At 74.7% G+C, this 24,746-nt stretch carries 25 protein-coding genes; 11 read left to right on the forward strand and 14 right to left on the reverse strand.

What is annotated here, in order from left to right; all coding sequences use genetic code 11:
* The 6 genes from F9B16_RS34395 to F9B16_RS34420 all read right to left on the reverse strand — a co-directional run.
* A partial coding sequence (locus tag F9B16_RS34395) for an ABC transporter ATP-binding protein (RefSeq protein WP_151544395.1) occupies window positions 1-765 on the reverse strand: 765 nt, incomplete at its 3' end.
* Complete coding sequence (locus F9B16_RS34400) at window positions 762-1,313, reverse strand: MauE/DoxX family redox-associated membrane protein (RefSeq protein WP_151544396.1); 552 nt, start codon at window positions 1,311-1,313, stop codon at window positions 762-764. The genes F9B16_RS34400 and F9B16_RS34395, both read right to left, overlap by 4 nt.
* On the reverse strand, window positions 1,310-1,738 hold the full coding sequence (locus F9B16_RS34405) for a lasso peptide biosynthesis B2 protein (protein ID WP_151544416.1): 429 nt from the start codon (window positions 1,736-1,738) through the stop codon (window positions 1,310-1,312). The genes F9B16_RS34400 and F9B16_RS34405 overlap by 4 nt, the downstream gene beginning before the upstream one ends.
* Window positions 1,739-1,740: 2 nt before the next feature.
* Window positions 1,741-2,010: a lasso peptide biosynthesis PqqD family chaperone gene (locus F9B16_RS34410; RefSeq protein WP_151544397.1), complete on the reverse strand. Its 270-nt coding sequence runs from the start codon at window positions 2,008-2,010 to the stop codon at window positions 1,741-1,743.
* A 14-nt stretch (window positions 2,011-2,024) separates the two neighbouring features.
* Complete coding sequence (locus F9B16_RS34415; protein WP_151544398.1) at window positions 2,025-3,827, reverse strand: asparagine synthase-related protein; 1,803 nt, start codon at window positions 3,825-3,827, stop codon at window positions 2,025-2,027.
* Between the two features lie 86 nt (window positions 3,828-3,913).
* The gene (locus tag F9B16_RS34420; RefSeq protein WP_151544399.1) at window positions 3,914-4,039 is read right to left on the reverse strand and encodes a lasso RiPP family leader peptide-containing protein; all 126 of its coding nucleotides are present in this window, start codon (window positions 4,037-4,039) and stop codon (window positions 3,914-3,916) included.
* Between the two features lie 184 nt (window positions 4,040-4,223).
* On the opposite strand from F9B16_RS34420, the gene F9B16_RS34425 reads away from it, so the two are divergent.
* On the forward strand, window positions 4,224-5,222 hold the full coding sequence (locus F9B16_RS34425) for an LLM class flavin-dependent oxidoreductase (RefSeq protein ID WP_151544400.1): 999 nt from the start codon (window positions 4,224-4,226) through the stop codon (window positions 5,220-5,222).
* A 4-nt stretch (window positions 5,223-5,226) separates the two neighbouring features.
* Here the strand turns inward: F9B16_RS34425 and F9B16_RS34430 are convergent, their stop codons facing one another.
* Window positions 5,227-6,000, reverse strand: a complete 774-nt coding sequence (locus tag F9B16_RS34430) for an AfsR/SARP family transcriptional regulator (RefSeq protein ID WP_151544401.1) — start codon at window positions 5,998-6,000, stop codon at window positions 5,227-5,229.
* Between the two features lie 301 nt (window positions 6,001-6,301).
* Here F9B16_RS34430 and F9B16_RS34435 point away from each other — a divergent pair, with 301 nt between their 5' ends.
* Both F9B16_RS34435 and F9B16_RS34440 read left to right on the forward strand, forming a co-directional pair.
* Window positions 6,302-6,919 carry a response regulator transcription factor gene (locus F9B16_RS34435; RefSeq protein WP_151544402.1) on the forward strand — a complete coding sequence of 206 codons (618 nt, stop codon included), beginning with the start codon at window positions 6,302-6,304 and terminating at the stop codon, window positions 6,917-6,919.
* Window positions 6,920-7,067: 148 nt separating this feature from the next.
* The gene (locus F9B16_RS34440) at window positions 7,068-8,519 is read left to right on the forward strand and encodes an LCP family protein (RefSeq protein WP_225992200.1); all 1,452 of its coding nucleotides are present in this window, start codon (window positions 7,068-7,070) and stop codon (window positions 8,517-8,519) included.
* Here the strand turns inward: F9B16_RS34440 and F9B16_RS34445 are convergent, their stop codons facing one another.
* On the reverse strand, window positions 8,520-9,941 hold the full coding sequence (locus F9B16_RS34445) for a sensor histidine kinase (RefSeq protein WP_151544403.1): 1,422 nt from the start codon (window positions 9,939-9,941) through the stop codon (window positions 8,520-8,522).
* On the reverse strand, window positions 9,938-10,681 hold the full coding sequence (locus F9B16_RS34450; RefSeq protein WP_151544404.1) for a response regulator transcription factor: 744 nt from the start codon (window positions 10,679-10,681) through the stop codon (window positions 9,938-9,940). Before F9B16_RS34450 ends, F9B16_RS34445 begins: the two co-directional genes overlap by 4 nt.
* A gap of 115 nt (window positions 10,682-10,796) precedes the next feature.
* Here F9B16_RS34450 and F9B16_RS34455 point away from each other — a divergent pair, with 115 nt between their 5' ends.
* The 4 genes from F9B16_RS34455 (at window position 10,797) to F9B16_RS34470 (ending at window position 13,868) form a co-directional block, all read left to right on the forward strand.
* Complete coding sequence (locus tag F9B16_RS34455; RefSeq protein WP_151544405.1) at window positions 10,797-12,155, forward strand: ferredoxin reductase family protein; 1,359 nt, start codon at window positions 10,797-10,799, stop codon at window positions 12,153-12,155.
* A gap of 11 nt (window positions 12,156-12,166) precedes the next feature.
* Window positions 12,167-12,628: an FMN-binding protein gene (locus tag F9B16_RS34460; RefSeq protein WP_151544406.1), complete on the forward strand. Its 462-nt coding sequence runs from the start codon at window positions 12,167-12,169 to the stop codon at window positions 12,626-12,628.
* A complete protein-coding gene (locus F9B16_RS34465) occupies window positions 12,621-13,409 on the forward strand; it encodes an FAD:protein FMN transferase (protein ID WP_225992201.1) in 789 nt (262 codons plus the stop codon). The genes F9B16_RS34460 and F9B16_RS34465 overlap by 8 nt, the downstream gene beginning before the upstream one ends.
* 75 nt (window positions 13,410-13,484) lie before the next feature.
* Window positions 13,485-13,868, forward strand: coding sequence for a BlaI/MecI/CopY family transcriptional regulator (locus F9B16_RS34470; protein WP_151544407.1), 384 nt, complete (start codon window positions 13,485-13,487; stop codon window positions 13,866-13,868).
* Window positions 13,869-13,928: 60 nt separating this feature from the next.
* On the opposite strand, the gene F9B16_RS34475 is transcribed toward F9B16_RS34470, so the two are convergent.
* Complete coding sequence (locus F9B16_RS34475; protein WP_225992202.1) at window positions 13,929-15,302, reverse strand: glycosyltransferase family 4 protein; 1,374 nt, start codon at window positions 15,300-15,302, stop codon at window positions 13,929-13,931.
* A 309-nt stretch (window positions 15,303-15,611) separates the two neighbouring features.
* Here F9B16_RS34475 and F9B16_RS34480 point away from each other — a divergent pair, with 309 nt between their 5' ends.
* Window positions 15,612-16,913, forward strand: coding sequence for an HD-GYP domain-containing protein (locus F9B16_RS34480; RefSeq protein WP_151544408.1), 1,302 nt, complete (start codon window positions 15,612-15,614; stop codon window positions 16,911-16,913).
* Between the two features lie 279 nt (window positions 16,914-17,192).
* Here F9B16_RS34480 and F9B16_RS34485 read toward each other — a convergent pair whose 3' ends face one another.
* Together F9B16_RS34485 and F9B16_RS34490 are read right to left on the reverse strand one after the other, a co-directional pair.
* The gene (locus tag F9B16_RS34485) at window positions 17,193-17,948 is read right to left on the reverse strand and encodes an ABC transporter ATP-binding protein (protein ID WP_151544409.1); all 756 of its coding nucleotides are present in this window, start codon (window positions 17,946-17,948) and stop codon (window positions 17,193-17,195) included.
* Window positions 17,945-19,015, reverse strand: coding sequence for an ABC transporter permease (locus F9B16_RS34490; protein ID WP_449699717.1), 1,071 nt, complete (start codon window positions 19,013-19,015; stop codon window positions 17,945-17,947). Before F9B16_RS34490 ends, F9B16_RS34485 begins: the two co-directional genes overlap by 4 nt.
* A 172-nt stretch (window positions 19,016-19,187) precedes the next feature.
* Here F9B16_RS34490 and F9B16_RS34495 point away from each other — a divergent pair, with 172 nt between their 5' ends.
* Together F9B16_RS34495 and F9B16_RS34500 are read left to right on the forward strand one after the other, a co-directional pair.
* The gene (locus F9B16_RS34495) at window positions 19,188-20,402 is read left to right on the forward strand and encodes a sensor histidine kinase (RefSeq protein ID WP_151544411.1); all 1,215 of its coding nucleotides are present in this window, start codon (window positions 19,188-19,190) and stop codon (window positions 20,400-20,402) included.
* Window positions 20,399-21,037: a response regulator gene (locus F9B16_RS34500; protein WP_151544412.1), complete on the forward strand. Its 639-nt coding sequence runs from the start codon at window positions 20,399-20,401 to the stop codon at window positions 21,035-21,037. Before F9B16_RS34495 ends, F9B16_RS34500 begins: the two co-directional genes overlap by 4 nt.
* Before the next feature lie 30 nt (window positions 21,038-21,067).
* Here F9B16_RS34500 and F9B16_RS34505 read toward each other — a convergent pair whose 3' ends face one another.
* Window positions 21,068-22,192, reverse strand: coding sequence for an enolase C-terminal domain-like protein (locus F9B16_RS34505; RefSeq protein ID WP_151544413.1), 1,125 nt, complete (start codon window positions 22,190-22,192; stop codon window positions 21,068-21,070).
* 172 nt (window positions 22,193-22,364) lie between these two features.
* On the opposite strand from F9B16_RS34505, the gene F9B16_RS34510 reads away from it, so the two are divergent.
* Window positions 22,365-24,167 (forward strand): thiamine pyrophosphate-requiring protein, encoded by a 1,803-nt coding sequence (locus tag F9B16_RS34510; protein WP_151544414.1) that lies wholly within the window; start codon window positions 22,365-22,367, stop codon window positions 24,165-24,167.
* A gap of 71 nt (window positions 24,168-24,238) precedes the next feature.
* Here F9B16_RS34510 and F9B16_RS34515 read toward each other — a convergent pair.
* On the reverse strand, window positions 24,239-24,746 hold a 508-nt coding region (locus F9B16_RS34515), incomplete at its 5' end, for a class F sortase (protein ID WP_151544415.1).

A 24,746-nucleotide genomic window follows, 5' to 3' on the forward strand; every position in this document is an offset into this window, starting at 1 on the left:
CGCGCGGGCGGCGGCCCGCACGGCGTCCGGCCCGGCGAGCCGCGCGGTGGCGGTGCGCCCGCCGACGCGGGCCTTCAGGTCGGCGGGCGCGCCGGACGCGACGACCCGGCCGTCGGCGAGGACGGCGATGGCGTCGGCGAGCCGGTCCGCCTCGTCGAGGTACTGGGTGGTGAGCACGACGGTCGTGCCGTCCCGGACGAGGCCCTCGACGACCGCCCAGGTGGCGAGGCGGGCGGCGGGGTCCAGGCCGGTGGTGGGCTCGTCGAGGAACAGCACCTCGGGACGGCCCGTCAGGCTGGCGGCGAGGTCGAGGCGGCGCCGCATCCCGCCGGAGTAGCCGCGCACCGGCCGGTCGGCCGCGCCGGTCAGGTCGAACATCTCCAGCAGCTCGGCGGCGCGGCGGTCCGCGGCGCGCCGCCCGGTCCCGCGCAGCCGGGCGACCAGCACCAGGTTGTCGCGGCCGGAGATCTGCTCGTCGACGGCCGCGAACTGCCCGGTCAGCGCGATCCGGCGGCGCACCTCGCGGGCCTGCCGGACGACGTCGTACCCGGCGACGCGGGCGGTGCCGGCGGTGGGCCGGCACAGCGTGGCGAGCACGTTGACGAGGGTGGTCTTCCCGGCGCCGTTGTGGCCGAGGAGCCCGAGCACCGTGCCGGGCGGCGCGGCGACCGTCACCCCGTCCAGCGCCTGGACCGGCCCGAACCACTTGCTGACGCCCGCGGCCTCGATCGCGTACTCGGCCGCCCGGCCGGACACGGCGGTCATCCCGCGTTCCGGGCGGGGGCGAGCAGCCGCTTCATCAGCGCCGCGACGATCCGGTCGTACCAGCGGGTGAAGGCCCACGCGCCGAACGCTCCGGCGGCGACCGCGGCCAGCGCCGCGGCGGGCCGTCCGGCCGGGACGGGCGCGCCCGCGACGGCGCCCGGCAGCGCGGCGGCGAGCAGCAGCAGGTTCCGGACGATCATCGCCTGCCCCATCACCGCGCCCTTCGAGCCGAAGCAGCGGCATTCGGCGAAGACGCCGCCGCGGACGGCGCGCACCGCGATGCCGATGAACAGGGCGAGCAGGGCGGACGCCAGAGCGAACCCGGCGCGGGCCGCGGGCGGCAGCGCCAACAGCACCACCGCCGTCCCCTCGCCCGCGACGACCAGCGCGCCCGCCGGGGCGGCGACCCGCTCCGGCAGGATCGCCAGCTGCCGGACCGACCGGACGAACCCGTGGAACCGGGCCGCGCTGCGCGCCTTCCCGACGAACGCGGCGGCGAACACGGTGAGGATCAGCGCCCGGCAGCCGAGCAGGACCAGGCCCGTCATCGGTCCGCCTGCGCGCTGCCGGGCGCCGCGACGACCATCGTCTTGGCGAACGCGAGCACCTCGGCGCGCTCGCCGACCGGCTCCCCGTCCGCCTCCACCCACGCGTGCGCCCGGAACGGCTCCAGGCGGACGCCGGTGCACCAGTCCGGCCACGTCCCGCCCGCCCGGCACAGCAGCACCGTCGCGAGGGACCGCTGCAGGCAGCCCTGCCCGGCGCACTGGACGCTCACCGTCACCACCGCCTGCCGCGCCGCGAGCGCCTCCTCCCCCGTCGCGGGACGCGCGCCGCGCCGCAGGACGGCGAGGACGCGGCGCAGCCGGCGCGGCGGCAGCGCCGCGATCAGCCGGGCGGCGCCCACCGCGGCGCGGGCCCCGGCCCTGCGCCGCCGCGTCAGCGGGACGGACGGCTCCAGCGCGACCGGCATCGTCACGGGGTCATCACCTCGGCGTCGCGGAGCGTCCGGACGAACGCGGCGACGTCGGCGGTGACCCGCTCCGCCGCGTCCGGGTGCCGTTCCCGCAGCTCGCGGACGGCGTCGTCGACGGTCCCGCCGTCCAGCAGCAGCCGGATCACGGTGGTGCCGGTCGCGTTCAGCGCCCAGTAGCGGCCGGTGCGCTCGTCCAGCAGCACCGTGCCGTGCTCGGTCTCGGTCATGGTCACGTGGGGCGACAGCGACGCCCCGGGAGTCACGGGCATCTCGGGCCTCCGGTTCATGGGTGCGGGACGCGGTCGCGCTCGACGGCGCGCAGCCACGTCTCGCAGGCGAACGTGCTGATCAGCGGCATCAGGGTCAGGGACGAGGGCGGCAGTGCCTCCAGCACGGCGCGCAGCGCGGCGGCGTCGACGAGCCCGAGCCGCGCGAGGCGCATGCCGTCGCCGCACAGGCCGAGCAGCTCGGCGCGGTGCCGGCGCAGGCTGTCGTAGGCCTCCGCGCTGTACTCCGACTTCGTCGCGCGGCCGAGGATCCGGGCCGGGACGATCCCGGCCATCGCGGCGGACAGGGCGGGCTTGTAGCGGTCGGGCATCGTGGTGTCCTGGAGGCGGACGGCGAGCGCGGCCTCGATGACCCGGTCGTCGACGAACGGCGCGTGCCAGGCCACGCCCTCGCGGGAGGTGAGGCGGTCGACGCGGCGGATCGTGTCGCCGCAGAGCCGGGCGTCCTGCAGCGCGGCGTGCTGCCCGCGCAGCGGCGCGAGCGGCTCGACGCCGGACGCGCCGACCCGCCGGAGCAGCGTCCGCGCCGCGTCGGCGGCGTCGGGGGTCGCCCACGGCGGCAGCCGGTAGGCGATGCCCCAGCCGAACGCGGGCGCGCCGCCGACGTCGCGGACCGGGTCGGTGAGCGTGTCCGCCGATGCGGCGAGCCATCCGCCGAACGTGTCGCGGTTCAGCAGCGCCCGCGCGGCGGGCAGCAGCCGCCACCGGTACATCGCCCGGTACGCGCGCAGGTGTCGGACGGCGCCGCCGCCCCGCGTCCGCGCGAGCGTGTGCAGGTTGAGCGGGTTGCCGAGGAACAGCTCGTCGCCGCCGTGCCCGGTCAGGTGGGACGCGGAGCCGGCGGCGGCGACGCGGCGGGCCAGGTGGGTGAGCCGGGCCCGGGTCCGGATCCATGCGAACGGCCCCTCGACGTCCGGGTCCGGACCGGGCTCGGCGATCCCATCGAACCAGGTGGGGGCGGTGTCGCGGGCCAGCACCAGGTGCTCGGCGGCGGGCAGGTCCTCGGCGGCGAGCCGCGCCCAGTGCCGGTCCTCGTCGGCGCGGTCGACGGCCTCCCACCGGGTCGTGACGAGCCGGTCCGCCTCGTCGGCCGCGAGGAAGCACAGGCTGGTGGAGTCCATCCCGCCGGACAGGTCGGCGCTGACCGTCTTGGCGTCCCGCGCGCGCACGGCGACCGCGTCGTGCAGCGCCCGCCGGACGCGGCGCGCCCCGTCCGCGAGCGGCAGGTGCGGCTCCGGCGGCGTCCACCACCGGACGGGCCGTCCCCGCCCGTCGGCGCCGATCTCCAGGTAGCTGCCGGCGGGGACCGCCTCGACGCCCGTCCACAGCGGCGTCTCGGCGATCGGCCACGGCGGCCACGGCGCGACGAGCCGCGCCGCGAGCAGCTCCTCGTCGACCCGGTGGTCGCCCGGCAGGGACGCCGGCGCGTCCCCGGCGACGGTCATCCCGCCGAGCGAGGTGTGGAAGACCTGCCGCGCGGCCGACAGGCTGCCCTGCACCCGGACGCGCCCGTCGATGGACGCGACCAGATGGAAGCTCCCGGCGAGCCGCCCGCACAGCGCGTCCAGGTCCCGCACGGAGCGGACCCGGGCGAGGACGCGTTCCAGCTCGTCCGGGGTCGTGTCGGCGGGCCCGAACAGCACGACGCGGTCGCGCCCGCACGCGGCGGACACGACGCTCTCCCGGTCCCAGCGCCCGGCGATCCAGGGGCGGCCCGACGCGTGCTCGAACCGCGCATCGGCCGGGCCCGCCAGCGCGGCGGCCGCGGCGGTGTCCGGAAGGACGCGGAACTCGACCATTTCCCTTTCCCTTTCGCGGAGCGTGCCGGCGCCGGGGCGAACCGGCGCCGGCACAGCCGTTCCGAGCCGACGGGCCGCGCGGGCCGTCAGCAGAGCATGACGCACGACCAGTCGTTCTCGAATCCCCAGCTCGGCCGGCCGAGGGTCAGCTCGGCGAAGCCGCCGACCTCCATCAGCGCGGGCGGCTCGTAAGCCGCGACCTTCTGCTGCATGAAACACACCCTCCTTGCGAACCGGGACGGCCCCGGATGGGCCTCCCCGTTGCGCTACCACATTAGGAGGAAGGTCATTTCACTTACCTTGCAGTTGCCTTTCAGCGAAGCCGCGCGGTATTGAGATCGCCTGTTCCCGGCGCGAATATCGGCAGGACGGCAGAACCGATCGAAGGAGCCGGCGATGACGATCCTCTCCATCCTCGACACCGCGCCCGTGTGGCAGGGCTCGTCGCCGGCGCGGGCGCTGCGCGAGTCCCTGCGGACGGCGCCGGAGGCCGAGCGGATGGGGTACCACCGGTACTGGGTCGCCGAGCACCACAACGCCCCGTTCATCGCCAGCTGCGCGCCGCCGGTGCTGGTCGCGCAGCTCGCCGCCGCCACGTCCCGGATCCGGGTCGGCTCCGGCGGGGTGATGCTGCCGAACCATCCGCCGCTGGTCGTCGCCGAGCAGTTCGGGACGCTGGAGGCGCTGAACCCGGGCCGTATCGACCTCGGCGTCGGCCGGTCCCCCGGCACCGACATGAGCACGGCGAAGGCGCTGCGCCGGGTGAGCAGCCCGCCCGGGTCGGAGGCGTACCGCGAGCAGGTCCGCGAGCTGGTCGGGCTGCTGGCGCCGCGGCCCGGCGACCCGGTCGTCGCGGTCCCGGCGGCGGACGGCGCGCCGGACGTGTGGCTGCTCGGATCGAGCGTCGAGAACGGCCGCTTCGCCGGCGAGCTCGGGCTGCCGTTCGCGTTCGCGCACCACATCCGGCCGCAGAACGCCGAGCCCGCGCTCCGCGCCTACCGCGACGCCTTCCGGCCGTCCGCGGCGTTCCCGGAACCGCGGACGCTGCTCGCCGCGTCGGTCATCGTCGCCGATTCCGCCGAGCGCGCGGAATGGCTCGCCGGGCCGTCCAAGGTGATCGTGGCCCAGTCCTTGAGGGGCGTCCGGAACGGCCCGAACGTCACTCCCGGCGACGCCGCGAAAATCCGTTGGACGGCGGAGGAGGACGCGGTTCTCCGCGAACGCATGGCGCACCATGTGATCGGCGACCCGGAAAGCGTCCGGAAAAGCCTCGGCGAACTGCTCGCCGGCACGGACGCCGACGAACTCATGGTGCTGACACTCGTCCACGACATCGACGAGCGGCTGCGTTCCTACGAACTGCTCGCGAAGACGATGTCCGCCGGAAATCTCTGACGGATCACAGCGAAAGGACCGAATGGTCGTCGCGCAGGATCGCCATCTGCAGGCGGCGGAGTTCCAGGTCGGGGTCGACGCCGAACTCGGCGCGCAACTGCGAGCTGACCTTCCGGTACGCGGCCAGCGCCTCCACGCGGCGGCCCGACCGCGACAGCGCCAGCATCAGCTGCCACCAGAACCGCTCCCGGAACGGGTACCGGTCGGTCAGCGCGCGCAGCTCCCCGACCATCCCGTCGTGCTCGCCGAGCGCCAGCCCCACCTCGCACCGCCACTCCACCGCCCGCAGGTACTCCTCGGTCAGCCGCGGCACCTCCGTCTGCTGGAGCGTGTCGGACCGGACGTTCGCCAGGACGGGCCCGCGCCACAGCGCCAGCGCCTCCCGCAGCCGCGCCGACTGGGCGGCGAGGTCGCGGCGCTCCCCCGCCGCGGCGGCCTCGCGCATCAGCGCGCGGAAGCGCAGCAGGTCCAGCTGGCCGGGCCCGAGCTCCAGGACGTACCCGCCGGAGGAGGTGGTGAGCAGCCCGGCCGAGCCGGGCGCGTGCCGGTCGAGCCACTGCCGCAGCCGGGACACGCAGGAGTACAGCGCGCCGCGCGGCCGGTCGGGCAGCCGGTCGCCCCACAGGTGGTCCAGCAGCTGATCGAGCGGGACGACCTGCCCCGCGTTCAGCGCCAGCGCGGCGAGCAGCACCCGCTGCCCGCCCTTCGGCAGCTCCGCCCGACGGCCGTCCACGGCCGCCTCCAGCGGCCCGAGCACCTTGAGACCGACCCCGTACATGTGGTTCCCCCCTGCGTCGGTACGCCTGCTTCGGCAGTACGGCTCAGTTTGCGCAGAGTCGAGGCGTCTGTCATGACGGTCGTTCGGGGGTCATGGCTCCCGTGCCGCCGGGGGCGCGCGGCGTCACCGGCGGGCCAATCAAAACTCTCTATGACGGGACGGTCTCGCTCAGTAAGATCGAGGGGTTGCCGCTCCCCGCACTGACCCGCGCGTACGCGCACGCCCCCGCCTCGCTCCCGCTCGCACGCACGCTCCCCGTACGCACGCTCCCCGCCCGAACAAAGGTCGAACCCGCTCCCCGATGGCTCCCACCCGCCGAGTCACCGTCGCCGTCGTCGACGATCACGATGTGGTGCTGTCCGGCGTCCGCGCCTGGATCGACGGCGACCCGCGTCCCGTCGAGATCGTGGACACCGCCACCAGCATCGACGGGCTGGACCCGCGCCTCGCCGCCGACGTCCTGGTCATCGACCCGCGGACGGGCGGCGAGCCGGCGTTCGAGCGGATCGCCGCGCTCGCCGCGGCCGGGCACCGCATCGTCGTCTTCTCCGAGCGCGCCGAGGCCGACCTCGCGCGCCGGGCCGAGCTGGCGGGCGCCCGCGCGTTCGTCCGCAAGGAGTCCGCCGAGGGGCAGCGCCGGCTGGTCGAGGCGATCCTCGCGGTGGCCGGCGAGGCGCCCGCGCCCTGCGAGCCGGGCCCGTGCCGTCCGCGCTTCTCCGAGCAGGAACTGCGGACGATGCGGCTGTGGCTCGGCGGCCTCACCCGCGCCGCCGTCGCCCGCCAGATGGGCATCAGCGAGCACACGGTCAAGCAGTACCTCGCGCGCGCACGGGAGAAGTACGCCCGGGCGGGCCGCGACGCCTCCAACCGGATCGCGCTCTACCGCGAGGCCCGCCGCGACGGCCTCCTCGACGACTAGAACGGCCGGGACGGCCCGTCCGGTGACCCGCTGGAGTCGTCCCAGCCGACCCCGTGACCATCGTTCCTGAAGGTCGAACGGTAGAGGATACTGTCGTCTGAGTCACGTGTTTGAACAAGGTTCGACTGAGCGCGGTGGCCGCTGACCGGTGCTCACGATTCAGACGGAGTCGCTGGAGCCGATGAGCAGCAACCCCACTTACATCGACTACGCGGACGGGGTGGACCCCGACCCCGATCCCGCGCCGCCGCGGCGGCGCGGGCGGCGGGTGCTGAAGTGGGTCGCGATCGTCACCGCCGTGCTGGTCGTCGCGGCCGGCGCCACCGGCTACGGGTTCTACTGGCAGCTCCAGCACAACATCGACCACGAGGACACCGACAAGCTGATCGGCGGGAACCGGCCGCCGAAGCTGAACAGCGCGCTGAACATCCTGATGCTCGGCACCGACAGCCGCGCGGGCGCCAACGCCAAGTACGGGCGCGGCATGAAGAACGACCCGCCGCGCTCGGACACGATGATCCTGCTGCACCTGTCGCCGGGCGGGAAGCAGGCGATGGGCATCAGCTTCCCGCGCGACCTGATGGTGCCGATCCCGGCGTGCCGGCGGGCGGACGGCACCGCCTCGGCCGCGGTGCCGATCGGGATGATCAACAGCTCGTTCACCAACGGCGGCGCGTCCTGCACGGTCAAGACGATCGAGGACCTCACCCACATCAAGATCGACCACTTCATGCAGGTCGACTTCACCAGCTTCAAGAGCGTGACCGAGGCGGTCGGCGGCGTCGAGGTCTGCCTGCCGCAGGACGTGAACGACAAGGACTCCAAGCTCCACCTGAGCAAGGGCAAGCACACCATCAAGGGCGAGACGGCGCTGGCCTACGTCCGCGACCGGCACGGCCTCGGCGACGAGTCCGACCTGCAGCGGATCAAGCGGCAGCAGCAGTTCATGGGGTCGCTGGCGAACAAGGTGCTGAGCGCGGGGACGCTGACCGACCCGAAGAAGGTGTACGACCTGGCCGAGGCCGGCACGAAGTCGCTGACCACCGACAAGGGCCTGGACCTCGGCACGATGGTGAAGATCGCGCGGAGCATGCACGGGCTGACCGCCGGCAAGCTCGACTTCGTCACGGTGCCCGTCGCCGCGTACGCGCCCGACCCGAACCGGGTGGCGCTCAGCCAGCCGGCCGCCGGGCAGTTCTTCACCGCGATCCGGCAGGACCAGGCCGTCGAGGCCGCGGCGAAGAAGACGACCGGGCCGGTGCAGGTGCGGCTCTACAACGCCACCGGCAGCTCCAGCACCGCCGCGAAGGTCGCGAAGCAGCTCAAGGCGCAGGGCTTCGTGGTCCTCGGGACGGCCACCATGAAGACCCGGCAGACGACCGGCGTGTACTACGCGCAGGGCTCGCAGGCGCAGGCCGCCGCGCTCGCCGCGGTGATCCCGGGCGCGAAGAAGGCGCTGTACCCGAAGGCCGGCCCGGGGGTGGTGAACCTGGTCCTCGGCACGTCGTTCACCGCGGTGAAGGCGAAGAAGAAGGCCGGCATCCCGACGCTGGAGGGCGAGATCCACGCCGACGGCGACATCTGCGCGACGGGGACCTGATCATCCGCCCGGCAGGGTGATGCGGAACGTCGACCGTCCGGCGAGCTCCGCCGTGCCGCCGTGCGCGGCGGCGACGGCCTGGACGATGGCGAGGCCGAGGCCGGTGCCCCCGGCCGCGCGGGACCGGCCGTGGTCGGCCCGCACGAACCGGTGGAAGATCTCGTCGCGGGCCTCCGCCGGTACGCCCGGCCCGTCGTCCTCCACCTCCAGCACGGCGCCCGGCGGTTCCGGCTGGGAGAGCCGCACCGTGACGTGGGTGCCGGGCGGGGTGTGGGTGCGGGCGTTGGCGAGCAGGTTCGCCAGCAGCTGGTGCAGCCGGCGGGCGTCCCCGGTGATCGTGACCGGCTCCTCCGGCAGCACCATCTCCCAGCGGTGGTCCGGGCCGGCGGCGCGGGCGTCGCTGGTGGCGTCCAGGACGAGCCGGGTCAGGTCGACCGGCTCGGACTCCAGCGGGCGGCCCGCGTCGAGCCGGGCGAGGAGCAGCAGGTCGTCGACCAGGTCGGTCATCCGGACGGACTCGGCCTCGATCCGGCCGAGCGCGTGCCGGACGTCCGGCGGGACGCCGTCGCGGGTGCGCAGCGCCAGCTCGGCGTGGCCGCGGATGGCGGCGACCGGGGTGCGCAGCTCGTGGCTGGCGTCGGCGGCGAACCGGCGCAGCCGCTCCTCGCTCGCGTGCCGGCGGGCCAGCGCGCCCTCGACGTGCCCGAGCATCCGGTTGAGCGCGGCGCCGACCTGCCCGACCTCGGTGCGCGGGTCGGTGTCGGGGACGCGCTCGGGCATCGCGACCTCGCCGCTGGCGAGCGGCAGCTCGGTGACGCGGGACGCGGTCGCGGCGACGCGGCGCAGCGGCCGCAGCGCGAGCCGCACCCAGGCGGCCGCGGCGATCCCGGCCGCGATCAGCACGGCGGCGAACACGACGGCCTCGACGCGTTCCAGCCGGTGCACGGTCTCCTCGACGGGCCGCAGCGGCAGCCCGGTGACCAGCACGTCCCCGTCGTCGCCCCGGTAGGCGCTCACCCGGTAGTCGCCGAGCGCCGACAGCTCCAGGTCGTGGCCGTTCCCGTCGGCCGGCAGCGCCGCCATGGCGCGGGCGTCGCCGCCGGTCAGCGGCACCGGCGCGACGGACTGCCCGCGCACGACCGCGGCCGTGGTGACCCGCCCCTGGTAGAGCCGGGCGCCGAACGTGCCGGACGCCTGGCCGCGCGAGTCGGGCCGGTTGTCGGCGTCGGGGTGGTGCTCGTGCTCCAGGCTGGCCGCGAAGCGCCCGCCGACCAGGGCGAGCTGCTGGTCGATCCGGCTCACCAGGAACCGGTCCAGCGCCGTGGTGGTGGCGACGCCGACCGCGAGGCAGCTGAGCGCCAGCAGGACGACGAGGCCCGCCGTGAGCCGGGCCCGGAGCGTCCGGACGTGCGGCACCTTCACGAGGACTCCGGCGGCTTCAGCACGTACCCGACGCCCCGCACGGTGTGGATCATCGGCGTCCGGCCCGCGTCGATCTTCTTGCGCAGGTAGCTGATGTACAGCTCGACGACGTGCGCCTGCCCGCCGAAGTCGTAGTCCCAGACGCGGTCGAGGATCTGCGCCTTGGACAGCACCCGGCGCGGGTTGCGCATCAGGAACCGCAGCAGCTCGAACTCGGTCGGGGTCAGCTCGACGATGTCGCCGTCCCGGGTGACCTCGCGGGCCTCCTCGTCCATCGCCAGGCCGCCGACGGTCAGCAGCCCCGCCGTGCCGGCCTGCCGGGTCATCCCGGCGCGGCGCAGCAGCCCGCGCAGCCGGGCGAGGACCTCCTCCAGGCTGAACGGCTTGGTGACGTAGTCGTCGCCGCCCGCGGTGATCCCGGCGATGCGGTCCTCGACGGCGTCCCGCGCGGTCAGGAACAGCACGCACACGTCGGGCGCGTCGGCGCGCAGCCGCCGCAGCACCTCCAGGCCGCCGACGTCGGGCAGCATCACGTCCAGCACGACGGCGTCGGGGCGGAACTCGCGGGCGGCGGCGAGGGCGCCGGCGCCGTCCCCGGCGGTGCGGACCGACCAGCCCTCGGACGCCAGCACCCGCGACAGCACCTCGGCGAGGTCGGGCTCGTCGTCGACGACCAGGACGCGGACGGGGGTGCCGTCGGCGCGGCGCAGTCCGGCGCCGGCGGGTTCGGGAGTGCTCATGATGCGGCCCAGCCTCCCCCTCCAACCTCTGCGTTTCCTCAGAGAAACCTCTCAATCGGCCTGTTCCCCCACGGATCAGAAGGAACTCAGAAACTCCGTTGGCAGGGTGGCCGCCATGACCACGACCAGGCATGACCTCAGGCGGCCCGCGCCGCCGGCGCCCCGCGCGGCGTGGCGCGTCCCGTCCTCGTGGCCGCAGGCGCTGATCTACGCGGGGGCGGTGGCGGTGCTGCTGCTCTGGTGGCACGGCACCCGGTCGGTCACCGGCCTGGACGGCTGGCTGACCGAGGCGGGCCGCGTCACCGGGCTGATGGCGGGCTACGGCTGCGCGGTGCTGCTCGCGCTGATGGCGCGGATCCCGGCGCTGGAGCGCGGCGTCGGCACCGACCGGCTGGCCCGCTGGCACGCGATGGGCGGCCGGTACACGGTCTGCCTGGCGTGCGCGCACGCCCTGCTGATCATCTGGGGGTACGCGGTGACGTCGCGGACCGACGTCGTCCACCAGACGGTCTCGATCGTGTTCGACTACCCCGAGATGATCAAGGGGACGCTCGGGTTCCTGCTGCTGGTCGGCGTCGGCGTCACCTCGGCGCGGGCCGCGCGGCGGCGGCTGCGCTACGAGACCTGGCACTACCTGCACTTCGCCACCTACCTGGCGATCTACCTGGCGTTCTGGCACCAGCTGGCGGACGGCGCCCAGTTCGCCGGGACGACCTGGGCGAAGGCGGCCTGGTACGCGCTGTACGGCGGCGTCGGCCTGGTGCTGGTGTGGTTCCGGTTCGTGATGCCGGTGGTGCGGGGGCTGCGGCACGGCCTGCGGGTCGCCGCCGTCCACGCCGAGGCGCCCGGCGTCGTGTCGATCTACATGACGGGGCGGCACCTGGACGAGCTGCGCGCGCGTCCCGGCCAGTTCTTCCGGTGGCGGTTCCTCGCGCCCGGGCTGTGGTGGGCGGCGAACCCGTACTCGCTGTCGGAGCCCGTCCGGGGCGGGCGGCTGCGGATCACCGTGAAGGCCGCCGGGGACCACAGCGCGGCGCTGTTCCGGCTGCGTCCCGGCACGCGGGTGTGGGCGGAGGGCCCGTACGGCGGGTTCACCGGCGCGCGCCCCCACCACGACCGGGCGCTGCTGCTGGCGGGCGGCGTCGGCATCACGCCGCTGCGGACGCTGTTCGAGACGCTGCCCGGCGATGTCGTCCTCCTCTACAAGGCGCGCCGCCCAGAGGACCTGGCGCTGCGGGACGAACTGGACGCGATCGCCGCCGCGCGGGGCGCCCGGGTCTACTACTTCGTGAGCGAGCCGGCAGGCTACGCGCTCCCGCTCACCGGGGAGGCCCTGCACAGCCTGGTCCCCGACGTCCGGCACCGGGACGTGTACCTGTGCGGGCCGCCTGGGATGACCGGCGCCGCGCTCGCGGCGCTGAAGCAGGCGGGGGTGCGGCGCCGCCACATCCGCCACGAGTCGTTCGAGTTCTGAGGGGGCCGTCCATGCGCAGAGCCTTGATCACCACCGGGTCGACCGTCGCGGGCGTCGCGCTGCTGCTGTCGTTCAAGCCGCACCAGAGCGCGGCCGTGAAGGCGGCGGCGCCGTCCACCGCCGGGCCGAGCACCGGGACGGCCGCCGCGCCGTCCCCGTCGTCCTCCCCATCGTCGTCCGCGAAGTCCGGGGGCTCCAGCGGCACCTACAAGGGCGACGTGATCGACACCCGGTGGGGGCCGGTGCAGGTCGAGATCACCATGTCCAAGGGCCGCCTCACCGCGGTGAAGGTGCTCCAGGTGCCGTCGGAGAACCCCCGCGACCAGGAGATCAACCAGTTCGCGGTGCCGCAGCTGACGCAGGAGGCGCTCGCGGCGGGCAGCGCGCGGATCGACTCGGTGTCCGGCGCCACCTACACCAGCGAGGGCTACATCCAGTCGCTGCAGAGCGCGTTGGACGCCGCCCATGCCTGAGTCGGTCCATCACGTCGAGCACGTCATGGGGACGGTGTTCTCCTTCGACGTCCGCTCGCCCCGCACCCCCGAGATCACCGTGGCGCTCGCGCGGGCCGTCGCGTGGCTGCACCGCGTCGACCGCGTCTTCTCCCCCTACCGCGACGACAGCCAGATCTCCCGCCTCGCGCGCGGCGAGATCGACGTGGCCGGCTGCGACCCCGACGTGGCCGACGTGCTGCGGCGCTGCGACGAGCTGGAGCACGAGACCGGCGGCGCGTTCAGCGCGACGGCGGCCGGACGCCTCGACCCGAGCGGCCTGGTGAAGGGCTGGGCGATCGAGCGGGCGTCCGCGATCCTGCACGACGCCGGGGCCCGCGACCACTGCGTGAACGGCGGCGGCGACATCCAGCTGCGCGGCGGGGCCGCCCCCGGCGAGCCCTGGCGGATCGGCCTCGCCGACCCCGCGGACCCCGCCGCGCTCGCCGCCGTGGTGACCGGCACCGACCTCGCCGTCGCGACGTCCGGCACCGCCGAACGCGGCCACCACATCGTCGACCCGCGCACCGGACGGCCCGCCACCGCGCTCGCCTCCCTCACCCTCGTCGGACGGCACCTCACCGAGGTCGACGCGCTCGCCACCGCCGCGTTCGTCATGGGCGACGAAGCGCGCGAATGGGCGTCCGCGCGTCCCGGCGTCGAGGCGTTCGCCGTCGCGCCCGACCGGACCCGCTGGTGGACGCCCGGCTTCGAACGCCTCGCACTGCTGCCCGCCGCGCCCGGGGTGCCCGGGCCGTCCTGATCTTCGGGCCGGAGGCGCCGACCGGGTAGGTTGGAGACGCCGCACCGTCGCGAACTGCAGAGAAGGGACCAGCCCATGCCCAGCCCCGCAGGCGACCGGCGCGCGAAGGGCGGCCTGGAGGCCGAGGTCCTGGCGGTCCTGAAGGAGGCCGGCGAGCCGCTCACTCCCCGGCAGGTCGGGGAACGGCTGGCACGGCCGCTCGCCTACACGACGGTGATGACCGTCCTGGCACGGCTGCACGAGAAGGGCCAGGCCGGGCGGGAGCGTGCGGGCCGCGGCTACGCGTACACGTACCAGCGCGACGAGGCGGGCCGCAGGGCCGTGCAGATGAAGCGGCTCCTCGGTGGCGAGGACCAGCACGCCGACGTCCTCGCCCACTTCGTCAGCGAGCTGTCCCCCGAGGACGAGGACGTCCTGCTCCGGCTGCTCGGCGGCGACCCCCGCGACCACCCGTCCTGAGCACCGGGCGGCCCGCCGGCCGTTGGCCCCGCGCGGCCGTTCTCCGGCAGCCCGGCCGCTCTACAGCAGCCCGGCCTCCTTCTCCGGGACGCGCCGTCTCGCGGGACGCCGCGCCGGGGCGGGCCTGACCAGGTCGTCGAGCAGCGCGTCCCATTCGGCGCCGACCGCCTCCGGCGTGTAGCGCGCCATCGCGCCGGCGGCCTGCTCCCCGAGCTCCTCGCGCAGCCGCCGGTCGTCGATCATCCGGCCGATCGCCGCCGCGAGCGCCGCCACGTCCCCGCCCTTGACGAGCAGCCCGTCGACCCCGTCGGTGAGCAGCTCGCGCGGGCCCGTCGGGCAGTCGAACGACACCACGCCGAGGCCCTTGCTCATCGCCTCCATCAGCACCAGCGGCAGCCCCTCGTACCGGGAGCTGAGCACGAAGATCGACGCCTCGGACATCGCCGTGCCCATGTCGCCCGTCCGGCCCATCAGGAACGCGCTGGACGCGAGGCCCCGGCGGTCGATCCGGCGCTGCAGCCGCTGCCGCCACGGTCCGCCGCCGTAGATCCGCAGCGTCCAGCCCGGATGGTCCGCCGCGACCTGCTCCCAGGCGTCCAGCAGCAGGTCGAAGCCCTTCTGCCGGACGAGCCGCCCGGCGGCGAGGACCGTCCGCGCGGCGGGGTCGGCGGGCCCGCCGTTCAGCTCGGGCAGCGCGTTCGGGATGCACACGAGCCGCCGCGCGTCCGGCAGCTCGCGGCGGTATCCGGCGAGGTCGGTCGCGGTCAGCGTGACGACCGCGTCGAGCCGCCCGTACCGGCGCAGGACGCGGTCGCGGACGGCGGGCCGGTGGCTGCCGAGGTTCATGTGCTCCTGGCCGACCGTGCGGACCTCCGGCGGCGCGAACACCGCCGCCGCGAGGTTCAGGCCCGGCCGGGTCGTGATCAGCAGGCCGGTGCGCAGCGACCGCAGGAACCGGATGAGCAGCAGGTCCGTCCAGAGCGAGCAGCGCCGGTAGGACGGCTCGCCGACCGGGACGAGCAGGCTCGGCAGCCGCGACAGCACCCGGCGGGCGAGGCCGCGCGCCCCGCCGGGCGGGTCGACCCGGTCGTCCAGGCTGGACACCCGGACGCCGTCGGGGATCGGGAAGCTCGGCCGGCGCAGCTCCCGGATCAGCCCGACGACCTCGACCTCGCGCTGCCGGGCGAGCTGCCCCGCGGTGTTCAGCACGGTCCGGACCGTGCCGCCCGCGCCGTAGGCGTGCTGCACCAGGAAGATCACCTTCCGGGCCGTCGCGGCGGGCGCGCGGCGCGCCCGCCGCCGGTTCGCCGGCCGCAGCAGCAGCAGCGCGAGCGGCTCCAGCATCGCCGACAGCGCCCGTACGGTCGTCCTGCCGCCCCATCGCACCGCGCGCCGCAGTACCCTCCGGCGCTCGCGGCCACCCGCCCCGGTCACGGCATCCTCCCCCCAGCGGAGCGAAGCGCCCAGGCCTCGCCCGATCGACCTACTACTGATTACGTAGTACTACATGCCCCGGCTGCCGGGGCCGCATCCAGGCATTACCCCGATTGCCCCCGAACGTGCCGCAAACGTTCAGGTCGGCGCCGCCGCGCGGCACCGGAGTCACGGACTTCGCCCCCGCCGCGCGAAAGGAGCACCCATCCGTTCGGCGCAACACCCCCATGAGAGGGCCAAGGAGGCGTATGCTTTCGGTGATCGCTCGGACACCTAGAGTGATCGCGAGTCGACTCCCCGGGAGACGGCATGCCTGGACTGCCCCGCGCCGCCTGGCTTTACGTCTGCGTCGTCATCGCCCTGGCGGCGGTCCTGATCGGCTCCTCGTCCCCCGGGGACGTCGACCCGCACGTGCTGGTCGCGCTGGTCGCACTGTTCGTCCTCTGCGACTCGCTGCCGGCCCGGCTGAACGTCGAGCGGGCCCGGATGTCGCTCGGCTTCGCGGTGAGCCTGGCGTCGGTGGTGCTCCTCGGCCCGGCCGGCGCCGCGCTCGTCGGCCTCAGCGCCGTCGCGACCGGGCAGCGCAACGTCGCGCTCGTCAAGCGGCTGTTCAACGGCGCGCAGTTCGCCGTCGGCGGCTACGCGGCGGGGGTCGTGTTCGGCGCGCTCGGCGGCGCCCGGTTCGAGCCCGGGCGGGCCGGCTGGGTCTGGGACGCGCTCGGCCCGTTCGTCGGCGCGCTGCTGACGTTCGTGCTCGTCAACCTCGTCCTGACCTCGGGCGCGCTGCTGCTCAGCGGCGAGTCCGAGCCCGGCGAACTGGTGCGCGACAGCGGCCAGCTCGCCGGGGTGTGCGTCGGGTACGGGATGTACGGGCTGCTGATCGCGGGCCTGTGGCCGGACCTCGGGCCGCTCGTCGCGGTGCTGGTGCTGCTGCCGCTGTTCGTCGCCCGGTGGGCGCTGGAGCAGACGTTCGGGCAGCGCCGCGCCTACGACGCGACGCTCGCCGCGCTGTGCCAGGCCGTCGAGACCAAGGACCCGGCGACCCGCGGGCACTCCGAGCGGGTGTCGCGCGGCGCGGTGATGATCGCCCGGCAGATCGGGATGCGCCCGGAGCGGGTCGAGGCGATCCGGTACGCGGGCATGCTGCACGACATCGGCAAGATCGGCGTGCCGACGAAGATCCTGCGCAAGGGCGGCGACCTCACCGACGAGGAGTTCGCCGCGGTCCGGCTGCACCCGATGCGCGGGCTGGAGATCGTCCGGGAGATCGGGTTCCTGGACGAGGCGCTCGCCGGGATCATGCACCACCACGAGAAGGTCAACGGCCGCGGCTACCCGATGGGCCTGGTCGGCGACGAGATCCCCGAGTTCGCGCGGGTGATCGGGGTGGCGGACGCCTTCGACGTGATGACCTCCGCGCGCCCCTACAAGCAGCCGATGCCGGTCGGCGACGCCAAGCGGGAGCTGCGGCGCTGCGCGGGCACGCAGTTCGACCCGGTGATGGTGGAGGCGTTCCTGCGCGCCCTGGACGCGCACGGCTGGGAGTCGCAGCGCGGCCGGCCCGCCGACGCCCCACCGGCGACGCCGGTGGAACCGGGCCGTCAGACGTGAAGACCGGCCACGGCATCCAAGACGCGCGGCCGTGACACGCGGCCATGACGCGCGGCGATGACACGCGGCCGTGATGCGCGTCTGACCTGGGGTTCTCCAGGCCGAGTCTGCTCGTCGAGTTTGCCTGTTCCGGGGCATAGGGCCCGTCCGTGCGGACACATCGCCAGTGACGCACTCTCGAACGGAACGGGTGGTGAACGTGCGCGCGAGGCGTGGACGCAGGGCGGCGGGGCTGAACTGGCCGCTGCTGCTGGGACTGATCGCGACCGGTTTCCTCATCTACGTGTGGGTGTGGGCGTCGACGCAGGGCGGCCCGCCGTGGCCGCCCCGGTGACCGGCGGCGGGACCTCGCTGACCGGCAGCGGGGGCTTCTGAGAGCCGGCCGTCCCGCATCGTCCAGACCCGGTCCGCAGCGTCCAACTGGGCGAGGTCGTGGGTGACCATGACGGCCGCGACGCCGCGCTCGCGGGTGAGGCGGCCGAGCAGGGCGACGACCGCGGCGCCCCGCTCGTGATCGAGCGCGCTGGTCGGCTCGTCCGCCAGCAGGACGCGCGGGTCGTTCATCAGCGCGCGGGCGATGGCGATGCGCTGCCGCTCGCCGCCGGACAGCTGGTGCGGCCGCTTGTGCTCCAGTCCGGCCAGCCCGACCGCGGCGAGCAGCTCGCGGGCCCGGCCGGCGGCCGCGCGGGCGGGACGGCCCGCCAGGTGCGCCATCACGGTCAGCTGGTCGAGCGCGGTCAGCGAGGGCAGCAGGTTGGGCTGCTGGAACACGACGCCGACGCGGTCGCGGCGCAGCCGGGTGCGCTCGGCGGGGCCCAGCCCGGCGGCGTCCCGTCCGGCGACCGCGACGGTGCCGGACGCGGGGGCGATCAGCAGCGCGGCGACCGCGAGCAGGCTCGACTTCCCGGAGCCGGACGGGCCCGCGACGGCCGCGAACTCGCCCGCCGCGACCGTGAAACTCACCCGGTCGAGGGCGGTCAGCGTGCGGTCCCCGTCGGGGTAGGTCAGCACGACGTCATGCAGCACGAGGCTCATCGGGCGGCTCCCAGCGCGGTCAGCGGGTCGACGGAGGTGATCTTCCGGACGGCGAGCGCGGCCCCGCCGGCGCCGAGCACGATCATGACGGCGACCGGCAGGACGGTGGTGCCGGCGGAGACGACGAACGGGACGCGTCCCGCGACGGCGGCGCCGGCCAGCCCGCCGATCGCGCCGCCGAGCCCGGCCCCGGCCAGCAGCACCAGCACCGCCTGCGCGAGCGCGTCGCACAGCAGGTAGCCGGTGCTCGCGCCGAGCGCCTTCAGCACGGCGACGTCGCCGCGCCGCTGGATCGTCCAGACGGTGAAGAACGCGCCGATGACCAGCGCCGATATCGCGAACAGGAAGCCGCGCATGAGCTGCAGCGACCCGTTCTCGGCGCTGAACGACGGGATGGCCGACCGGGCGTCGGCGAGCGGGACGGTGGTGGTGCCGAGCCGCGCGTCGGCGGCCCGCAGGTCCGGGCCGCCGTGCGTGCGCAGGAGCAGGACCGTCGCTGCCTCGCCGCCCTGCGGGTTCACCGCCCGCCAGTCGGCGAGCCCGAGCCAGGCGACCGGGGTGTGGCTGTAGGACGCGTCGCCGCGGACCCCCGCGACCGCGAACGCGTGCCCGGCGATGCGGATCTTCGCGCCCGCCGCGAGGCCGGTCGTGCCCGCCAGCCCCTTCGACAGGACGACCTGGCCCGCGGCCGGGGCCCCGCCGCCGGACCTCCCGCCGGGCGCCACACCGAAGAAGGCGGCGGGCGCGCCGCGCTCCCCGCCGGACCCGTAGGACAGGCGGCCCATGGAGATGCCGAGCGGCTCGGCCGTCACGCCCGGGACGGCCTGCCAGCCCTGGACCGTCCGCTGGTCGATCCGGCTGTCGGAGAACGACGGCTTCCCGTCGGCGGACGCGGCGGTGCCGAACGCGACGCGGTCGGCGGGCAGCCCCTCGACGGCTGACCCGCTGTCCCTGGCGAGGCCCGCGGTGAGCCCGGACAGCATCGTCACCAGCAGCGTGATGAGCAGCACGACCGCGCCCATGAGCGCGAACCGCCCCTTGGCGAAGCGCAGGTCTCTGAGCGCCACGAACACCGTGCGTCTCCCGTTCCCTCGTCGATCCGGACGTTTCCCAGCCTCTGCCGCGCGCGCCCCCGGCGCATCGTGCGGGCGCACCGCCGGACGGCCTTACTCCGGACGGCCCCGGATCCACCTTTCGATCGATTCCGTGTCCCGGCCGGTCGCCTACGCTGGGTGAGAAATGAGGGACGATCCGTTCTCGCCGGCGGTGCGGCTGCTCGGCTGGGCCGTGCACGGCACCTTCCTGGTGCTGCTCGCGATCGCCCTGGTCCGCGTGGTGCACGACGGCCTGGCCTGGGCCGCCGCGGGCGGCGTGCTGCTCGGCCTGCTGTACGCGGCGGCCGTCGTCCCGCAACTGCGCGAGCACCGCACCCGTCCGGCGCTCGCGCGCGCGTGGCTGGGAGTGATCAGCGCGGGGTGGGTGGCGCTGGCGCTGTCCTCCCCCGACTTCGTGTGGCTGGCGTTCCCGCTGTTCTTCGCCTACCTGCACCTGCTGCCGCCGCCGGCGGCGCTGCCCGGGGTGGCCGCGCTGACCGGCGCGGCGATCGCCGCGTCCGCGTGGCACGGCGGCGGCCTGACGCTCGCCGAGGTGCTCGGGCCCTGCATCGGCGCGGCCGTCGCGACGATGATGGCGCTGGCGTACGCGGCGCTCTACCGGGAGAGCGAGCAGCGCCGGCGGCTGATCGAGGAGCTGGTGCGCACCCGGGAGCGGCTCGTCCGCGCGGAGGCGGGCGCCGCCCGGCTCGCCGAGCGGGAGCGGCTCGCCCGGGAGATCCACGACACGCTCGCGCAGGGCATGTCGAGCATCATCCTGCTGCTGCGGGCGGCGCGCCGCGACCTCGACCACGCGCCCGGCGCGGCGCGCGGCCGGCTCGACGAGGCGGAGAAGGCCGCCGCCGAGAACCTGGAGGAGGCCCGCAGCTTCGTGCGCGCGCTCGCCCCGCCCGTCCTGCGGCGGTCGTCGCTGCCGGACGCGCTGCGCCGTGTCACCGAGTCGGCGGGCGCGCGGTCGCCCGCCCGGATGCGGTTCGAGGTGTCCGGGACGCCCGCGGAGCTGCCGACCGAGTACGAGGTGGCGCTGCTGCGGATCGCGCAGGGCGCGCTCGGCAACGCGAGCCGGCATGCGGCAGCCGCGAACGTCGGCGTGACGCTGACCTACCTCGACGGCATGGTGGTGCTGGACGTGTTCGACGACGGCCGCGGATTCGACCCGTCCCCCACCCGGACCGACCTCGCCGGGGGGACCGGGTACGGGTTGCGCGCCATGCGGGAGCGGGCCCGCGCGCTGGGCGGGACGCTGACCGTCGAGTCGTCGCCGGGCGAGGGGACGGCCGTGGTGGCGAGCCTGCCGCTGCCCGCCGCGCCCGACGCCCCGGAAGGAAGGCAGGGGCGGTGACCGCGCCGATCCGCATCCTGCTGGTCGACGACCATCCCGTGGTCCGCTCCGGCCTGCGCGCCATGCTGGCCGGGCAGCCCGGCTTCGCGCTGGTCGGCGAGGCCGCGACCGGCGAGGAGGGCGTCGCGGAGGCGGCCCGGCTGCACCCGGACGTCGTCCTCATGGACCTGCAGCTCGGCGCCGGCATCCACGGCGGCGAGGCGACCCGGCGGATCACCGCGGCCGGGCCGCGCGCGCCGCGCGTCCTGGTGCTGACGACGTTCGACGCCGACTCCGACATCCTCGCCGCGATCGAGGCGGGCGCGACCGGCTACCTGCTCAAGGACGCGCCGCCGGAGAAGCTGCACGCCGCGATCCGGTCGGCCGCCGCCGGGGACAGCACGCTCGCGCCGTCCGTCGCGTCCCGGCTGCTGGGCCGGATGCGGGCGCCGTCGGCGACGCTGACCGGGCGGGAGCTGGAAGTGCTCGGCCTGGTCGCCGAGGGCCTGTCGAACCGGCAGATCAGCAAGCGGCTGTTCCTCAGCGAGACGACCGTGAAGACGCACCTGGTCCACATCTACGCCAAGCTGGAGGTCGACTCCCGCACCGCCGCCGTGGCGGCCGCCACCCGCCGCGGCCTGATCCGCCCCCGCTGACCCCCCGCCCGGGTCGTGCCGGTGGCCGGTTCAGTCGGAGCCGTGGACCCGGTACTTGGCGGCGTCCGCCCACTTGACGTCGAGTCCGAGGCCGGGACGGTCGGGGGCGGGCCGCAGCGCGCCGCCCTCCGGGCTGAGCGTGCCGTCGAAGACCAGCTCCTCGAAGCGGACGTGGTCGTGGAAGTACTCCAGGTGCCGGAGCCGTTCGACGGCGCAGAACGCGTGCGCCGACGCGGCGGGGGCGCAGTGCGCGGACAGCCCGATCTGCCGGGCCGCCGACAGGCCCGCGACCTGCAGCAGTCCGGTGATGCCGCCGCAGCGGGTCACGTCGGCCTGCAGGCAGTCCACGGACGGGCCGTCCAGCAGGTCGGCGAAGTCCTTCAGCACGAACCCGTACTCGCCGGCGGCCACCTCCAGCCGGCCCGGGCCGTGCTCGCGGACGAGCCGCAGCCCCTCGGTGTCGTCGGAGCTGACCGGCTCCTCGAACCAGCGCACGTCCCACTCGCCGGCGAGGCGCCGCGCCCAGTACAGCGCCGCCTTGCGGGTCAGCGCCCCGTTGGCGTCGACGAACAGGTCGGGTTCCGGGCCGATCGCCTCGCGGACGGCGGTCAGCCGGCGCGGATCGTCGTCCGGCGACCGGGAGATCTTCAGCTTGACGCGCGGGATCCCCTGCTCGACCCAGCCGGCGAGCTGCCCGGCGAGCCGGTCGAGCGGGTAGTTAGTGAAGCCGCCGCTGCCGTAGACGGGGACGTGGTCGTGGAAGCTCGGCAGCACCTGGAAGAGGGGCCGGTCGAGCAGCCGGGCCTTCAGGTCCCACAGCGCGATGTCGACGGCGGACACCGCCATGGACCCGGCGCCGGGACGGCCCGCGTTGCGGATCGCGGCGAACATCCGGCGCCAGGCGGCGGCCGGTGCGAGCGCGTCCGCGCCCTGCACGAGCGAGGCGAGCTTCGACTCGATGAGCGTCGCGACGGCGAGGCTCCCGTAGGTGTAGCCGATCCCGGTCCGGCCGCCCGCGCTCGCCTCGACGAGCACCATCGTCGTCGAGTCCCAGCGCAGGGTGCCGTCCTCCTCCGCGCCGTCCGGGCCGTCCGTCGGCAGCGTGAACGCGTGCACCGCGATGCCGTCGACGGGGGTCCCGCTTCCCGTGCCCATCGGCCGCTCCCCCTCTCGTCCTGGCTCTAACTACCGCTGGGAGGGGCGGCGAAACGGTGCGGGCGGCCGCGGTGGCGGTCCCCCGGGGCCGCTCTGCCCTTCGTTTGCATCGCCCTTCCTCGGGGACGTGGCGAAGGGACGACACGCGCATCGACGGACATCGGGAGAGATCATGGGCCAGCAGGTAGCCGACTACGTGCTCGAGAGGCTGCGCGAATGGGGCATCGACCGGGTCTACGGCTACCCGGGCGACGGCATCAACGGGATGCTGGGGGCGTTCGACCGCGCGAAGGGGCATCCGGAGTTCATCCAGACGCGGCACGAGGAGATGGCCGCGTTCATGGCCTGCGCCCACGCCAAGTTCACCGGTGAGGTCGGGGTGTGCACCGCCACGTCCGGGCCGGGCGCGATCCACCTGCTGAACGGCCTTTACGACGCCAAGCTGGACCACCAGCCGGTCGTCGCGATCATCGGGCAGCAGAAGCGGCTCTCCCAGGGCACCCACTACCAGCAGGAAGTGGCGCTGGAGAACCTGTTCGCGGACGTGTCGGAGTTCGTGCAGATCTGCATGGACCCGGGGCAGATGCGGCACATCATCGACCGCGCGTTCAAGACCGCGCTCACCACCCGCGGCGTGGCGACGATCATCATCCCGGAGGACGTCCAGGAGAGCGATGCCGTCCCGTCGCCGCCGAAGGAGCACGGCTCGGTGTTCTCCAGCGTGGGGTGGAGCCAGCCTCGGATTCTGCCGAATCCGGAGGAGCTGCGGAAGGCCGCGGACATCCTCAACGAGGGCAAGAAGGTCGCGATGCTGATCGGGCAGGGCGCGGCGAACGCGGAGGCGGAGGTCATCGAAGCCGCCGAGCTGCTCGGCGCGGGGATCGCCAAGGCGCTGCTCGGCCGCGAGGTCGTCCCGGACGACCTGCCGTTCGTCACCGGCCCGATCGGGCTGCTCGGCTCCAAGGCCAGCGACGAGATGATCATGAACTGCGACGTGCTGTTCATGATCGGGTCCAGCTTCCCCTACGCCGAGTGGCTGCCGGACGAGGGCAGCTGCAAGGGCGTCGAGATCGACATCGACGGCCGGATGATCGGCATCCGCTACCCGATGGACGCGCACGTCGTCGGCGACGCGAAGGAGACGCTCAAGGAGCTGATCCCGCTCCTCAAGCGCAAGAAGGACCGGTCCTGGCGGGAGAAGATCGAGGAGAACGTGCGCGCCTGGAACACGGTGATGGAGAAGCGCGCCGGGCAGTCGTTCGGCGGCAAGATCAACCCGCAGGCGGTGGCGCACGAGCTGTCGCCGCTGCTGCCGGACGGCGCGATCCTCACCGCCGACTCCGGCTCGGCCACGAACTGGTGGGCGCGGCACATCAAGCTCCGCGACGGCATGAAGGCCTCGCTGTCCGGGACGCTCGCGACGATGGGGCCCGGCGTCCCGTACGCGATCGCGGCGCGGTTCGCGTTCCCCGACCGCCCGGTGATCTGCTTCGTCGGGGACGGCGCGTTCCAGATGAACGGCATGAACGAGATGCTGACCGTCAAGCGGTACGCGAACCGGCTGGCGGGCTCCCCGCCGCTGGTCTTCTGCGTGTTCAACAACCAGGACCTCAACCAGGTCACCTGGGAGCAGCGCGCGATGGGCGGCGACCCGAAGTACCCAGGCTCGCAGACGATCCCCGACTTCCCCTACGCCAAGTACGCGGAGCTGGCGGGGCTGAAGGGCATCTACTGCGACGAGCCGAAGAAGGTCACCGACGCGTGGAAGCAGGCGCTGTCGAGCGACCGCCCGGTGGTGCTGGAGTTCGTGGTGGACAACGAGATCCCGCCGATCCCGCCGCACATCATGAGCGACCAGGCCAAGAAGACCGTCAAGGCCGGCTTCAAGGACCCGCAGAAGTTCGGCATCGCCGAGCGCGGCTTCCGGCAGAAGCTCACCGACCTGTACGAGAGCCTCCCCGGCCGCAAGCACTGACGCCTCACGAGCCCGTTGGCCTGCGGTGGGCCGTCGTCATGAGCGGTGCCATGATGGCGGCCCGCCGCACCTCAACGAGAGATGGCGGTCAGGTGGGCGAAGGCGACGGTGTTGTCGCGGTAGTGGCGGGCGGCGGGGTCGAACCGGCCGCCGCAGGTGATGAGGCGGAGGGACGGTCCCGGCGTGTCGGCGTACACCGCCCGCGCGGGGAAGCCGTCCTTGGGGAAGCGGCGGACGGCGTCGACGGTGAACACCGCCGTCGCCCCGTCCGCGCGGCGGACCCGGACGTGCTGGCCGGGGCGGAGCCGGCCCAGCCGGAAGAACACCGACGGCCCCGCTGACGAGTCGAGGTGCCCTTCGATGACGGCGGTGCCCGCCTCGCCCGGCGTGACGGAGCCGGTGTACCAGGCGGGCCGGTCCTCGTGCGGCGGCCGGGGCGGCTGGAGCGTTCCGTCAGGGAGCAGCCCGGCCCGCGCGACGCGGGCGCGGACGCCGAGCGCGGGGATGGTGAGCCGGGTCGGCGGCGCGGCGGGCAGCGCGAGACCGTCCGCGGCGCCCGGGTCCCGGGGCGGCGCCCAG

This window comes from Actinomadura montaniterrae (assembly GCF_008923365.1).
Taxonomy (GTDB): Bacteria; Actinomycetota; Actinomycetes; order Streptosporangiales; family Streptosporangiaceae; genus Spirillospora; species Spirillospora montaniterrae.

Excerpts from the sequence above, each read along its gene's own strand:
- F9B16_RS34450 (WP_151544404.1), bottom strand. The coding sequence starts at position 10,681 with ATGAGCACTCCCGAACCCGCCGGCGCCGGACTGCGCCGCGCCGACGGC.
- F9B16_RS34510 (WP_151544414.1), top strand. The coding sequence starts at position 22,365 with ATGGGCCAGCAGGTAGCCGACTACGTGCTCGAGAGGCTGCGCGAATGG.
- F9B16_RS34485 (WP_151544409.1), bottom strand. The coding sequence starts at position 17,948 with ATGAGCCTCGTGCTGCATGACGTCGTGCTGACCTACCCCGACGGGGAC.
- F9B16_RS34415 (WP_151544398.1), bottom strand. The coding sequence starts at position 3,827 with ATGGTCGAGTTCCGCGTCCTTCCGGACACCGCCGCGGCCGCCGCGCTG.
- F9B16_RS34410 (WP_151544397.1), bottom strand. The coding sequence starts at position 2,010 with ATGCCCGTGACTCCCGGGGCGTCGCTGTCGCCCCACGTGACCATGACC.
- F9B16_RS34470 (WP_151544407.1), top strand. The coding sequence starts at position 13,485 with ATGCCCAGCCCCGCAGGCGACCGGCGCGCGAAGGGCGGCCTGGAGGCC.
- F9B16_RS34465 (WP_225992201.1), top strand. The coding sequence starts at position 12,621 with ATGCCTGAGTCGGTCCATCACGTCGAGCACGTCATGGGGACGGTGTTC.
- F9B16_RS34460 (WP_151544406.1), top strand. The coding sequence starts at position 12,167 with ATGCGCAGAGCCTTGATCACCACCGGGTCGACCGTCGCGGGCGTCGCG.
- F9B16_RS34480 (WP_151544408.1), top strand. The coding sequence starts at position 15,612 with ATGCCTGGACTGCCCCGCGCCGCCTGGCTTTACGTCTGCGTCGTCATC.
- F9B16_RS34400 (WP_151544396.1), bottom strand. The coding sequence starts at position 1,313 with ATGACGGGCCTGGTCCTGCTCGGCTGCCGGGCGCTGATCCTCACCGTG.
- F9B16_RS34435 (WP_151544402.1), top strand. The coding sequence starts at position 6,302 with ATGGCTCCCACCCGCCGAGTCACCGTCGCCGTCGTCGACGATCACGAT.
- F9B16_RS34455 (WP_151544405.1), top strand. The coding sequence starts at position 10,797 with ATGACCACGACCAGGCATGACCTCAGGCGGCCCGCGCCGCCGGCGCCC.
- F9B16_RS34425 (WP_151544400.1), top strand. The coding sequence starts at position 4,224 with ATGACGATCCTCTCCATCCTCGACACCGCGCCCGTGTGGCAGGGCTCG.
- F9B16_RS34430 (WP_151544401.1), bottom strand. The coding sequence starts at position 6,000 with ATGTACGGGGTCGGTCTCAAGGTGCTCGGGCCGCTGGAGGCGGCCGTG.
- F9B16_RS34505 (WP_151544413.1), bottom strand. The coding sequence starts at position 22,192 with ATGGGCACGGGAAGCGGGACCCCCGTCGACGGCATCGCGGTGCACGCG.
- F9B16_RS34420 (WP_151544399.1), bottom strand. The coding sequence starts at position 4,039 with ATGCAGCAGAAGGTCGCGGCTTACGAGCCGCCCGCGCTGATGGAGGTC.
- F9B16_RS34405 (WP_151544416.1), bottom strand. The coding sequence starts at position 1,738 with ATGCCGGTCGCGCTGGAGCCGTCCGTCCCGCTGACGCGGCGGCGCAGG.
- F9B16_RS34495 (WP_151544411.1), top strand. The coding sequence starts at position 19,188 with ATGAGGGACGATCCGTTCTCGCCGGCGGTGCGGCTGCTCGGCTGGGCC.